The sequence below is a fragment of the Pseudomonas viridiflava genome (genome assembly GCF_900184295.1).
GTDB classification, from domain to species: Bacteria; Pseudomonadota; Gammaproteobacteria; order Pseudomonadales; family Pseudomonadaceae; genus Aquipseudomonas; species Aquipseudomonas viridiflava.
On record NZ_LT855380.1, the window covers coordinates 3,951,260 to 3,964,137 of the forward strand.

General features: G+C 60.3%; 11 protein-coding genes and 1 pseudogene. 3 read left to right on the plus strand and 9 right to left on the minus strand.

Annotated features, from left to right (window positions below; translation table 11 throughout):
• The first annotated feature begins 31 nt into the window (after window positions 1–31).
• On the plus strand, window positions 32–973 hold the full coding sequence (locus CFBP1590_RS17775) for a DMT family transporter (RefSeq protein WP_088235631.1): 942 nt from the start codon (window positions 32–34) through the stop codon (window positions 971–973).
• 168 nt (window positions 974–1,141) lie between these two features.
• On the opposite strand, the gene CFBP1590_RS28535 is transcribed toward CFBP1590_RS17775, so the two are convergent.
• Window positions 1,142–1,855, minus strand: coding sequence for a methyl-accepting chemotaxis protein (locus CFBP1590_RS28535; protein WP_370454378.1), 714 nt, complete (start codon window positions 1,853–1,855; stop codon window positions 1,142–1,144).
• A 33-nt stretch (window positions 1,856–1,888) separates the two neighbouring features.
• A pseudogene (locus CFBP1590_RS28540) lies at window positions 1,889–3,070 on the minus strand (methyl-accepting chemotaxis protein); the annotation flags it as partial.
• A gap of 403 nt (window positions 3,071–3,473) precedes the next feature.
• Between CFBP1590_RS28540 and CFBP1590_RS17785 the strand changes: the two are divergent.
• Together CFBP1590_RS17785 and CFBP1590_RS17790 are read left to right on the plus strand one after the other, a co-directional pair.
• Window positions 3,474–5,921, plus strand: coding sequence for a PAS domain-containing protein (locus CFBP1590_RS17785; RefSeq protein WP_088236435.1), 2,448 nt, complete (start codon window positions 3,474–3,476; stop codon window positions 5,919–5,921).
• Between the two features lie 151 nt (window positions 5,922–6,072).
• On the plus strand, window positions 6,073–6,699 hold the full coding sequence (locus tag CFBP1590_RS17790) for a glutathione S-transferase family protein (protein WP_088235632.1): 627 nt from the start codon (window positions 6,073–6,075) through the stop codon (window positions 6,697–6,699).
• A gap of 52 nt (window positions 6,700–6,751) precedes the next feature.
• Here CFBP1590_RS17790 and tspO read toward each other — a convergent pair whose 3' ends face one another.
• The 7 genes from tspO to urtB all read right to left on the minus strand — a co-directional run bounded on the left by tspO (window position 6,752) and on the right by urtB (window position 12,848).
• Window positions 6,752–7,192, minus strand: a complete 441-nt coding sequence (gene tspO / locus CFBP1590_RS17795) for a tryptophan-rich sensory protein TspO (RefSeq protein WP_088235633.1) — start codon at window positions 7,190–7,192, stop codon at window positions 6,752–6,754.
• A 368-nt stretch (window positions 7,193–7,560) separates the two neighbouring features.
• Window positions 7,561–7,908 (minus strand): FmdB family zinc ribbon protein, encoded by a 348-nt coding sequence (locus tag CFBP1590_RS17800; protein ID WP_088235634.1) that lies wholly within the window; start codon window positions 7,906–7,908, stop codon window positions 7,561–7,563.
• A 79-nt stretch (window positions 7,909–7,987) separates the two neighbouring features.
• Window positions 7,988–9,217, minus strand: a complete 1,230-nt coding sequence (gene fmdA / locus CFBP1590_RS17805; RefSeq protein ID WP_029244027.1) for a formamidase — start codon at window positions 9,215–9,217, stop codon at window positions 7,988–7,990.
• Window positions 9,218–9,298: 81 nt separating this feature from the next.
• Window positions 9,299–9,988 carry an urea ABC transporter ATP-binding subunit UrtE gene (urtE, locus tag CFBP1590_RS17810; RefSeq protein ID WP_004886692.1) on the minus strand — a complete coding sequence of 230 codons (690 nt, stop codon included), beginning with the start codon at window positions 9,986–9,988 and terminating at the stop codon, window positions 9,299–9,301.
• 10 nt (window positions 9,989–9,998) lie between these two features.
• On the minus strand, window positions 9,999–10,760 hold the full coding sequence (gene urtD / locus CFBP1590_RS17815; RefSeq protein WP_004886694.1) for an urea ABC transporter ATP-binding protein UrtD: 762 nt from the start codon (window positions 10,758–10,760) through the stop codon (window positions 9,999–10,001).
• Window positions 10,757–11,920 (minus strand): urea ABC transporter permease subunit UrtC, encoded by a 1,164-nt coding sequence (gene urtC / locus CFBP1590_RS17820; protein ID WP_088235635.1) that lies wholly within the window; start codon window positions 11,918–11,920, stop codon window positions 10,757–10,759. The genes urtD and urtC overlap by 4 nt, the downstream gene beginning before the upstream one ends.
• A gap of 10 nt (window positions 11,921–11,930) precedes the next feature.
• A complete protein-coding gene (gene urtB / locus CFBP1590_RS17825) occupies window positions 11,931–12,848 on the minus strand; it encodes an urea ABC transporter permease subunit UrtB (RefSeq protein WP_004886699.1) in 918 nt (305 codons plus the stop codon).
• Window positions 12,849–12,878 lie beyond the last annotated feature (30 nt).

Below are 12,878 nucleotides of genomic sequence, written 5' to 3' on the forward strand. Positions count from 1 at the left end.
TTAGATTACGCCTGTTTCGTAGTCTGTGGGCATGAACCAGCACCTATCGATAAAACACAGTGAAACCCTGCGACCTGATGGTCGGCGATCCCTACCGTTGCCGCTGCTCGAAGCGGGACTGATCCTGACGTGGAGTTCCGGATTCATCGGTGCCCGCTTCTCGATCGATTACGCCCCGCCGTTGTTGGTGGTGTTCTGGCGCTGCGTGCTGGTCTGCCTGATTCTTTTGCCCTTTGTGTTCCGGCAGTTGCGGCAGACCTCGCCTGCCGTGTTGCTGAAAAATGCAGGCATCGGTCTGCTGGCCATGACGGGCTATCTGGCGGGCATCACCCAGGGCATCGCGCTAGGCGTTCCGGCCGGGCTCGCGGCGCTGTTCGCCGACCTGCTGCCCATCGGGATGGCGCTGCTGGCAGCGCTGTTTCTGGGCCAGCGACTGGCCTGGGGAGTCTGGGTCGGACTGGCGATCGGTCTGCTGGGCGTAGTGATTGCAACACAAGGTGCACTGGCCTGGGGTAAAGCGCCGTTATGGGCTTATGGCCTGCCATTGTTGGGCATGCTGTCGCTGGCGGTGGCAACCCTCTGGCGTAAGCGGTTGACCGCTTCGCAAACCATGGGGCTGCTGCCGAATCTATGGCTGCAATGTTGCGTGTCCGGCATCGTCTTCGCCGTTATCGAAGGCGTACAAGGCGGACTGGCACCGATACCCAGCACAGGGTTTGCACTGAGCGTGGCGTGGACTGCAGGTTTGTCCACTTTGGGTGGCTACGGGCTTTACTGGGTCTGCCTGCGCCGGGCTTCCGAAACCCGGGTCGCGAGCGTCCTGTACCTCAGCCCGCCAGTGACCATGCTGCTGGCCTGGATGATGTTCGACGAACCGCTGTCATGGCGGATGGCGTCAGGCATGCTGGTGTCGGGGCTGGGTATATGGGTAGTGGTCAGGGCTGAGAGGCATAAGGCTGAAGCGGCCGGGTAGATGTCCCGCCCTTTATCCCTGACACAGTGCTGTATCAAAGCGAACACAGGACTGTGGGAGGCGCCACCACGTCTTCGACGTAATGCAGTCGCGCAGTAAACTCAGTGGGTTGCAGTTTGTTTGATAAGAGGGGGCTTGCGATCTCGCCGCAAGCCCCCTCTTCAGACCTCAGATACGAAACCGCGCAACCATGTTCTGCAGATCACTGCCCAGACGGGCCAGTTCCACAGTCGAGGCTGCACTTTGCTCGGTGGCCGCTGCCGACTGATCGGCGATGTCGCGGACACTGAGCACGCTGCGGTTGATCTCTTCGGTCACAGCGCTCTGCTGTTCGGCAGATGCCGAAATCTGCTGGCTCATCTGCTCGATAGTGCTGATCGACTGGTTGATTTCCACCAGTGCCTGCTCGGCCTGACGCGCCAGCACCACGGTGCCTTCGGTGCGTTGCAGGCTGGCGTCCATCAGACCTGCGGCTGCGCCGGTGCCCTGCTGCAGCGCCTGAATCAGCGCTTCGATTTCGGTGGTGGAGTTCTGGGTGCGCTGCGCCAGCGAACGTACTTCATCGGCCACGACGGCAAAGCCGCGACCCTGTTCGCCTGCACGTGCCGCTTCGATGGCGGCGTTGAGCGCAAGCAGGTTGGTCTGTTCGGCGACCGCCTTGATCACGTCGATCACGCTGCCGATCTTGCCGCTGTCTTCGGTCAGGCGCTGCATGGCCTGGCCCAGTTCCTTGACCTCTCCCGCCAGTTGACCGATTTCGCGTGTGGCGTGCTGCACCACGCTGCTGCCGTGGGCCGCACGTTCGCTCGCCTGTTTCGCAGCCTTCGAAGCGTCTTCAGTGTTGCGGGCGACTTCCTGGACAGTCGACGCCATTTCGTTCATGGCCGTGGCGACCTGGTCGACTTCGTTCTTCTGCTGGGCCACGCCAGCGCTGGTCTGTTCGCTGCCCGCCGAAAGTTCTTCGGCAGCGGTCGCGATCTGCGTGATGCCGTTGCCGATTCCACCGATCAGCCCGCGCAGCGAGACGGTCATGTGCTGCATGGTGTTCAGCAGCAGACCCAGTTCGTCCTGACGCGTGGTAGCGGTGTCTTGGGTCAGGTCGCCTTCAGCGATGCGACGGGCGGCAATCACGGTGTCGTTCAACGGCACGGTGATCTGACGGGTAATGACGAAGGCCGCGAAGATGCCTATCAGCAACACCACCAGGGCCACGCTCAAGAGCTGCATGACAGCGGTGTTCTGTTCACGCTTGGCACTGACCACCTGCGCGGCGGCCAGCTCATCGGCACTGGCCGCTGTAGCGATGGACTGTTGTTGCAGGGTGCTGCGGATCTGATCGGTCTGCTGCAGCATTTCGGAAATGGACGCCATCAGCACTTTGTATTGCTTCAGGGCGTTCAATGCGGTGTCTACTGCGCCATTGGCTTCCACCGGCAGCTGGCTGCGTGCAGCGGCCACTTGGGCGATCAACGCATCGGCGGCGTTGTAGGTTGCCTGACGGTTGTCGGCAGTCGGAATGCTCAGGTAACGGCGAAAGATCAGACGGAAATTGGTCATGCCGTTGCGCAGATCACCGGCGATCTTGACCTGCTGGATACCGGTCTCACTCGGCGCACGCAAAGTGTCGTCGATGGTTTTCTGCAACAGGTTTTCGAAAGTCGCACTGACCTCGTCCGACACCTTGATCAGCGGTTTGAGCGCGTCATCGACTTTCTGGTTGATGCTGACCAGTTGATCGAAAGTCTGCTTCAAACCGCCGACCTGTTCCTTGATGCTTTTCAGTTTCTGCAGGTTGCTCGATACGACGAACACATTCAGTCCCTGCTCGACGCTGCGACTCAGGGTGTCCAGCGCAGTGCCATAGACCTGCACACCGGCAGCGGTGGGTCCGGTTGCATAGGCTTGCGCGGCAATACGTGCATTCAGGACGTCATCCTTGATTTCGGCGATCTTGCTGCTCTTGCCCAGGCGCTCGATCAGCAGATTGGTGCTTGAGTAACCAATGGCCGTAACGGTCAGCACCCCCAGCAGAATCGCCGCAAAGCCCAAAGCGAGCTTTTTACTGACGTTAAGATTGTCCAACCATTTAGCGCTCATAGCCTGTGTGCCTCGATTTTTCGTAATGCACAGGAATCGGCGCGCAACTCGCTAACTTGATGGCTAACGTGATCGATATAACTGATCAATTGATAGGTATGACGTGCACGCCTTTGTTTACAGGCCCCGAGCAAGTATTAAGTTTTATTTAACTTATCAGGACGAACCTTTTTCAGATGACCGGTAGCCCTGCAAATCTCTCCCGCACGATTATATGATTAATGACATAAAGCACGGATAATGCCGACGGCCTTTCAAAGCGCCGGTGTTTTTGAGCAAAGGCCGTTATTACGAAACGAGAGTGTAAAGTTTGAAAGATCTGACTCATGAAGAGCTGGAGACTGAAGTCGCGCGCTTGCGCAGGGTCATTGAGGACGCAGGTCTTGAGTCGACGCCCGAAGGCATGCTCAAGAACCTTGCAGGCAAGACCGCCGAACATACTCAGGAACGTTATCGACTGGCCGCCAAAGCGACCAGCGATGCCATCTGGGACTGGGATCTGCAAGCCAATCAGGTGCTATGGAATGACGCGCTTGAAGACGCGTACGGGCACCCGCTCGCCTCGGTGGACGTGACGGGAGAATGGTGGCTTTCCCAGCTCCATCCGGATGAACGTGCACACGTCTACGCGTCGATTCATCAAGTCATCGACGGCACCGATACCGCGTGGTCGCACGAGTACCGCTTCCGCCGCAACGACGGCACTTACGCCGATGTCCTTGATCGGGGCCATGTCCTGCGCAATACCGAAGGCCAGGCGGTTCGCATGATCGGCGCGATGCTGGATATGTCGGGAATGCGCAAGGCCGAGACCGCACTGCGTCAGAGCGAACAACGCTTCAGAACCATTCTTGAGACCATCGAATCCGCGTTCGCCATTGTGGAAGTGAAGTTCGATGACGATGACCGACCGATCGATTACCGTTTCGTGGAAGCCAACCCGGCATTCGAGCGCCAGGCAGGCGTCAACCTGCGCGGGAAATGGGTCACCGAGTTTGCGCCGGACCTGGAGCGCTTCTGGTTCGAGACGTATGGACACGTTGCCAAGACCGGAGAGCCCGCGACCTTCGAGAACTACGCCGAAGCGTTCAAGCGCTGGTTCGATGTCCGCGCGGTCAGCGTCGGAGACCCCGCCGACAGGCAGATCGCGATCATCTTCAGCGATGTGACCGAACGGCGAAATGCTCAGGACCGTCTGCGCATCAGCGAAGCCGTCGCGCGACAGAACGTCGAGCGTGTGCAGCTTGCCCTGGCGGCAGGCGCGATCATAGGCACCTGGCACTGGGACGTGCCAGGAGACAGCCTGACCATTGATGAAGCCTTCTCGCGTGCGTTCGGCCTTGACCCCGCGCTTGGGCATGAAGGTCTCACAATGGAGCAGGTGATCGGCTCGGTGCACCCCGAAGACCGAGCCAGGCTGAAGGCCGCCATCGACGAGGCCATCAAGACAGGCGGCGCCTACGCTCACCAGTACCGTGTACGCCGCGCCGACGGAAAGTATTACTGGATCGAAGCGAACGGACGCGTGGATCTCGCCGAAGACGGCACTGCGCTAAGCCTGCCCGGGGTCGTCATTGATGTCGAGGGACGACGCTCCGTGGAAGCCGAACGCGATCGCGCGACCGCCGCCTTGCGCGCACTCAATGAAACCCTGGAGCAGCGTGTAGCAGAACGAACGGTCGAGCTGATGCAGGCCGAAGAGAAACTGCGCCAGTCACAGAAAATGGAAGCCGTCGGGCAATTGACCGGCGGCCTGGCCCACGACTTCAACAATTTGCTGGCGGGTATTTCGGGCGCTCTGGAACTGATCGCGCTGAGAACATCGCAGGGCCGATGGCAGGAAACCGAAAAGTACATCCTGACTGCGCAAGGCGCCGCCCGGCGAGCCGCCTCGCTGACTCACCGCCTGCTCGCATTTTCCCGCAGGCAGACCCTGGACCCGCGCCCCACCGATGTGAATATGCTGATGGAAGGCATGGGCGAGCTGATCCAGCGTACGGTGGGGCCCAGCATTACCGTCGAGACAGTGGGTGCAGTCGATGTCTGGCCGACGCTGGTCGATGCCAGCCAGCTCGAAAACGCCCTTCTGAACCTTTGCATCAATGCCCGTGATGCCATGCCAAACGGCGGACGCATTACCATCGAGACCGCCAATGTGTGGATGGATCCTGACACGGCCAGGGCTCATGAGATGTCGGAAGGTGACTACCTGTCGCTGACCGTGACAGACACCGGCACCGGCATGCCGCCGGACATCATCGCCAAGGCATTCGACCCCTTCTTCACCACCAAACCCATCGGTCAAGGCACCGGACTGGGTCTGTCCATGATTTACGGGTTCGCCAGACAGTCCGGTGGTCAGGCGCGCATATGCTCGGCCGTCGGGCTGGGAACATCGATATGCATCTACCTGCCCCGCTACCACGGTAGCGCGGACAAGCAGGCATATGAGATCGACAACACGTCCGCAGCGCCGACACAGTCCGGCGAAACCATTCTGATCGTGGACGATGAACCGAGCGTGCGTATGTTGCTGATGGATGTGCTGGGCGGTCTGGACTACAGCCTGATCGAAGCAGGAGACAGTATCGCTGGCTTGAAAGTACTGCGGTCCGATGTGCACATCGACCTGCTCATTACCGATGTCGGTCTGCCCGGCGGCATGAACGGGCGGCAGATGGCCGACGCGGGACGTGAAGTAAGGCCGGACCTGAAAACCCTGTTCATCACGGGCTATGCCGAAAACGCAGTCATTGGCGGAGGCCGTCTGGGGCCAGGAATGGAAGTGCTCACCAAGCCTTTTTCGATCGATACGCTGGCAGCCAGAGTGCGCGAACTGATCGACACGTAAAACGCTTTCAGGATGTTCGGCATCGTGGACTGGCTCGTTCCGCCCTGTGCCGACGCCTGAGACTCCGTGTCGCCGAACAAGCATCATTTCAGGGCACTCTGCGATAACCCAGCAGTCTGCTCCTTACACCCTATTGCACAGCGGAGCCCTCATGATCACTGTTCACCACCTCAACAACTCGCGCTCGCAACGCATTCTCTGGCTGCTGGAAGAGCTGGGCCTGCCCTACGAGATCAAGCGTTACGAGCGTGATGCCAAAACCAACCTGGCGCCACCTGAGCTCAAGGAGATTCATCCGCTGGGCAAGTCGCCGGTGATTCAGGACGGCCCTCATGTGGTGATCGAGTCCGCCGCCATCATCGACTACCTGATCCGTCGTCACGGCGAAGGCCGTCTGCAACCGGACCCTGCCGGTGCAACCTATGACGAGTACGTGCAATGGCTGCACTTCGCCGAAGGCTCGGCGATGCTGCCGCTCATGCTTGATCTGTATGTCGGACGCCTGGGCGATGCAGGCGCGCCGCTGCATCCGCGTATCGAATCGGAAGTCGCCAACTACCTCGGTTATCTGAACGACACGCTGGGCCTGACGCCTTATCTGGTGGGCGAAGAGCTGACCGGTGCCGACATTCAGATGAGCTTCATCGGCGAACTCGCCAAGGCCCGTGGCAAGCTGCAGACTTACCCGAACCTAGCGGCCTGGGTCGAGAAATTCCAGGCCAGACCGGCCTATCGCGCGGCGCTGGAAAAAGGCGGCGAGTATTCGTTCGCAAAATAAGGGAGCGAGTCAGCCAGGCGTCCTGTGACGCCTGGTGACTGTTCAGCAGGTCTCAGCGATTGTTGCGCAGGATCGAGAAATTCAGCGCAGCCGCCACGCAGAGCCAGACCAGATAGGGAAACAGCATCAGTCCAGTGATCACATCCAGACGCAACGCCATCACCAACATGGCCGCTACAACGAGCCAAAGCAGCGTAATGATCACCATCCCGGCCAACAACTTGTGCGCACCGAAGAACACCGGCGTCCAGAGCGTGTTCAACGCGATCTGCGCAGCCCACAACGCCAGCACTTGCTGACTTCCTGGCATCAGACTCAGGCGATAACCGGCCCAGGCCAGCAGCAGGTAGATGGTTGTCCAGGCCACCGGGAACAGCCAGTTCGGCGGCGTGAAACTCGGCTTGGTCAGCGATTCGTACCATTGCCCGGGCTTGAAGATGATGCCGGTGCTCGCGGCGGCTGCGCAGGCGAGAAGAAAAATGAAGAAGGTCATCGTCGGTCCTTGAGAGGGATAAGGGTCTGGCGCTTACCCATCAATGACTCGCGTGCGGTGTCAGAAATTCAATATGTCGATGAGGTTGTTTCACGCAGCAGAGATCTGACCGTGGGAGGCGCCACTACGTCTTCGACGTAGCACTGTCGCGCAGCAAACACGGAACTGTGGGAGGCGGCTTGCCGGCGATGAACGATGACGCGGTTTTCCTGATACACCGCGTCGACTGCATCGCCGGCAAGCCGCCTCCCACGACCCAGTGTTTGCTGCAAGACAGCGCTGTGTCAGAGACACAGGGGCATCTCCCACAATAGTTTTCCAATCAAAAATTCATGCACCAGGCGATACCCGCGACTCGAAACTGGCACTCAATGACTGATCATCCAAGGCCGCCCCGCTGGTTTGCCTTTCAGCGCATGTGGATTCGCCTTGGTCGGGACCGGTCGGGTCGTAGGGCCGCAGCAACTGCAACCGCTCGGGTGGCCACGGCTTTCCTTGTATTGATCGAGCGTTTTCGGTTCATGGGCGCTGCGCTCGTTGCGGGCGATGGCGTTGCGGGTGTTGCCTGCCATGGTGCTCAAGCCGGGGGCCGAAAGGATCACGCGCATGCTGGACGCGCCGCACGCCGGGCATTCACAGGGCAGCGCGCTTTCGGCCATGGGTCGCAGTGACGTGAAGTCGCCGCAGTGGGGGCAGTCGTATTCGTACATGGGCATGCTGCATTCCTCTGAGTTGAGATCGACACAGTGCGGAAGAACACCGCTCGTCTTTCACGAGCGGTGCGCACCGTGGAACCTACTTGTCCTGAGCAATCGGCAAATCGACAGTGCCATCGATGAACTTGGTCGGGCCATTGGCATTCGGGTTGATATCGAACTTGAAGATCTCGGTCGGCAGCCACAGCGTCGCGCAGGCGTTTGGCACGTCCACCACGCCACTGATATGGCCCTGAACCGGCGCCGAACCCAACAGCGAATAACCTTGCGCAGGTGAATAGCCGAACTTGGTCATGTAATTGATCGCGTTCAGGCACGCCTGCCGGTAGGCGACGTTCACGTCCAGGTAATGCTGCTGCCCCGCCTCGTCGACCGAGATACCTTCGAAAATCAGGTAGTTGTTGTAATTCGGCACGATGGGGCTGGGCTTGAAGACCGGGTTCTTGATCCCGTACTTGGCCATGCCGCCCTTGATCAATTCGACCCGCATGTGCACCCAGCCGGCCATTTCGATGGCGCCGCAGAAGGTGATTTCGCCGTCGCCCTGGCTGAAGTGCAAGTCACCCACCGACAGACCCGCGCCGTCGACATAGACCGGGAAGAACACTTTCGAACCCCGGGACAGGTCCTTGATGTCGCAGTTGCCACCATGCTCGCGAGGCGGCACGGTGCGTGCTCCGGTCGCGGCAGCCATGTCACGGGCCGGCCCCTTCAGCTTGCCCAGATGAGCAGTCGCGGCAAACGGCGGGCAGGCCAGCACCGGAATGCGATCAGGGTCGGTGTCGATCAGTTCCTGCTCGCGGCGATTCCATTCGGCGAGCATCTTGTGGTCAGGCAGGCAGCCAATCAGACCGGGGTGGATCAGCCCGGCGAACTCGACGCCAGGGATGTGCCGCGAGCTGGTCATCATGCCCTTGAAATCCCAGATGGATTTCTGCGCCAACGGGAAGTGCTCGGTCAGAAAGCCGCCACCGTTCTGTTTGGAAAAGAAGCCGTTGAAGCCCCATTGCGAATCCGCGCGGGCACCAATATCCAGCAGGTCCACCACCAGCAGGTCGCCGGGTTCGGCGCCATGCACGCCTACGGGGCCGGACAGGTAGTGCACGGTGGTCAGGTCCACGTCGCGCACGTCGCTGGCATCGTCATCGTTCTTGATCGCACCAGCGGTCCAGTCGTAGGTTTCGAGAATGAAGTCGTCACCCGGCTTGACCCAGCAGGCCATCGGAATGTCCGGGTGCCAGCGGTTGTGAATCTGCTCGTTCTCGGTGACAGGCTGGTTCAGGTCGACTTTGATCAGGGTTTCGGTCATGGCGGTTCTCCTGCGGTCTCGGTTCAATTCGATCGTTAGGTAAAGTCACTGCAGTTAAAAAGAGGGCACAAGGTTCAAGGGCTACACCGACAGGTAGCGACTGATCGTCGCTTCGTCGACATTGGCGCGGGCCTCCTCGACCACGAAGCGGCCCTTCTCGATCACCAGGAACCGGTCGGCGATTTCCAGGGTGAACGACAGCACCTGCTCGGAGACCACGATGGTCAGGTTGCGCAGGCTGCGGATTTCCTTGAGGGTGCGGGCGATGTCCTTGATGATCGACGGCTGAATGCCTTCAGTCGGCTCGTCGAGCAGCAGCACCTTGGGGTTGGTCGCCAGCGCACGGGCGATTGCCAATTGCTGTTGCTGCCCGCCGGACAGGTTGCCGCCACGGCGGGCGCGCATGTCGAACAGCACCGGGAACAGTGCGTACAGGTCCTCCGGCACCTTGCCGTTGGCTGACGCGGGCAGTCCGGTCTGGATGTTTTCCAGCACGCTCATCGACGGAAAGATCATGCGACCCTGCGGCACATAGGCCATGCCGTGTCCGACCCGCGAATGGGTTTCCATCGCCGACACGTCCACGCCATCCACCTGCACCTGCCCGCCCCATTGCGGCAGGATGCCCATCAGGCTCTTGAACAGCGTGGTCTTGCCCATGCCGTTGCGGCCCATGACCGCGACGATTTCCTGTTTCTCGACGTTGAGGTTCAGGTCATGAAGAATCTGGCTCTGGCCATAGCCACAGCTCAGTTGTTGAATCGTGAACATGCGGTGCTCCTCAATGGCCCAGGTAGACTTCGATGACTTTCGGGTTCTTCTGCACCGACTCCATGCTGCCTTCGGCCAGCACCTTGCCCTGGTGCAGCACCGTGACCTTGTGGGCGATGCTCTTGACGAATTCCATGTCGTGCTCGATCACCAGCACCGAGCGGCCCTGGCTGATGCGATTCAACAGATCGGCGGTCTGCGCACGTTCACTGACGCTCATGCCGGCGACGGGCTCGTCGAGCATCAGCAGTTCCGGGTCCTGCATCAGCAACATGCCGATTTCCAGCCACTGCTTCTGGCCGTGGGACAGAAGCCCGGCCTGCTGTTGCAGCAGGTCTCCGAGAAAAATGTCGGCGGCCACCTGCCGGACCCGCTCCAGCACTTCGCTGGAGCGCCTGAAGAACAGCGCGCCGAACACACTGCGGCCAGCGGGAAAGGACATTTCCAGATTCTCGAACACGCTGAGGTTGTCGTAGATCGACGGGGTCTGGAACTTGCGCCCCACGCCTGCACGGACGATGTCGTACTCGTTCATCCGGGTCAGTTCGCGGTCCTTGAACTGAATGCTGCCGCCGGTAGCGCGGGTCTTACCGCAGATCAGGTCGAGTACGGTTGTCTTGCCCGCACCGTTGGGGCCGATCACCACGCGCACCTCGTTGCGGTCGATGTACAGGTTGAGATCATCGACCGCCTTGAAGCCGTCGAATGACACGGTAAGACCTTCGATGGCCAGCACCGGCTTGTTCATCTGGAAGCCTGTCGGGCTGCTCATGGCTGGGTCTCCAACGGGCGGGCGGGTTGTTTTTCGGTGGCCGGGGGTGTGGACGCCTTCCTGACTGGCGCAGCTCTGGACCCGAATCTGCCCAGCCATTTGCGACCGTGGCTTTCCCAAAGACCCGCCAGGCCGTTGGGGAAGTACATGACCACCGCGATGAACAGGCCGCCCATGAGGTACAGCCACAGCTCAGGGAAGGATTCGGAGAAGTAGGTCTTGCCGTAATTCACCAGCAGCGAGCCGTACACCGCACCCAGCAGCGACATGCGCCCGCCGACGGCGGCAAAGATGACCATCTCGATGGACGGCACGATGCCGACGAACGAAGGCGACATGAAGCCCACCTGCAACGCGAACATCGCCCCGCCGATTGCGGAGAACCCGGCCGCCACGCAGTAGACGAAGACCTTGAACGCCGCCACGTCGTAGCCCGAGAAGCGCACCCGCTCTTCCTTGTCGCGCATGGCCATCAGCAGTCGACCGAGTTTGGAATAGAGGATGAATTTGCCTATCAGAATGCAGCCGAGTAGCAGCGCGGCATTGATGAAGTACAGCGCCAGCTTCGCGCCGTCACCACGGATGTCCCAACCCAACAGCGTCTTGAGGTCGGTAATGCCGTTTACCCCGCCGGTCAGGCCCTGCTGACCGATGATCAGCACGGTCAGGATCAGCGCGATGGCCTGGGTCACGATGGAGAAGTACACATCGCCCACCCGCCGCCGAAACAACGCGGCGCCGATGATCAGCGCGAGGATGACCGGCACCAGCACCACCGCGATCACGGTGAAGGTGAAGCTGTGAAACGGCACCCACAGCCACGGCAGTTCGGTGATCTGGTTCCAGTCCATGAAATCCGGAATGCCGGGAGTGGACTGGATTTTGGTGCTCTCGGGGTCCGACGCTTCCAGCTTCAGAAACATGGCCATGCAGTAGCCGCCCAGCCCGAAAAACACCCCCTGCCCCAGGCTGAGAATGCCGCCGTAGCCCCAGCACAGGACCAGTCCGACCGCGACGAAGGCGTAGGTCAGGTACTTGCCGACCATGTTCAGGCGAAAGGCATCCAGGGTCAGCGGAAACACCACCAGAATCAGGGCAGCGAGGATCAGCAGGCCGATCACACCCTGACGGCCACCGAGCATTTTGTTGAGCGCGTTCATCGTTCGGCCTCTATTTGCGGACTTTGCTGGAAAACAAGCCTTGCGGGCGCATCAGCAGGATCAGGATCACGGCCGACAACGTCAGCACTTTGGCCATCGAGCCACTCATGAAGAACTCGGAAATCGACTGCGCCTGGGCAATCGCGAACGCCGAAGCGATGGTGCCGAACAGGCTCTGCGCGCCGCCGAACACCACCACCAGAAAGGTGTCGACGATGTACAGCGAACCGGCCGTGGGCCCTGTGGAACCGATGGTGGTGAACGCCGCCCCCGCAACACCGGCCACCCCACAGCCCAGCGCGAAAGTCATGCGATCGACCTGACGGGTATTGATACCGACGGCGCGGCTCATGATGCGGTTTTGCACAGTGGCGCGAACGTGCAGGCCCCAGCGGGTGCGGTAGAGCATCAGGAAAATGCCACCGGTCATCAGGATGCTGAGGCCCATGACGAACAGGCCGTTGCGCGGAATCTCGATGGCATCGGTCAGGTTCACGGCGCCCATCAGCCATTCCGGCGGCGTGGCGCTGACTTCACGCGCGCCGAAGATCGAGCGAAAAGCCTGTTGCATGACCAGCGACAGACCCCAGGTCGCCAGCAGGGTGTCGAGCGGCCGATGGTAGAGACGGCTGATCATCACCCGCTCCACCACCCAGCCAATCGATCCGGCCACCACGAACGACAGCGCAATGGCGAAGAAAAAGTAGTACGGCTGCATCCACGGCAGATAGGTCTGCACCAGCGTCGACAGCACGTACGTGGTATAGGCGCCGATGGTGAGAAACTCACCGTGGGCCATGTTGATCACGCCCATCTGGCCAAAAATGATCGCCAGCCCCAAGGCCATCAACAGCAGTACGCAGAACACGGACAGACCGTTGAACCCCTGCATGGCCGCGATGGCACCAAATTCCGATAGCCATTCCATGATGGTGGTCTCCAAGGGTGAATGACGGTG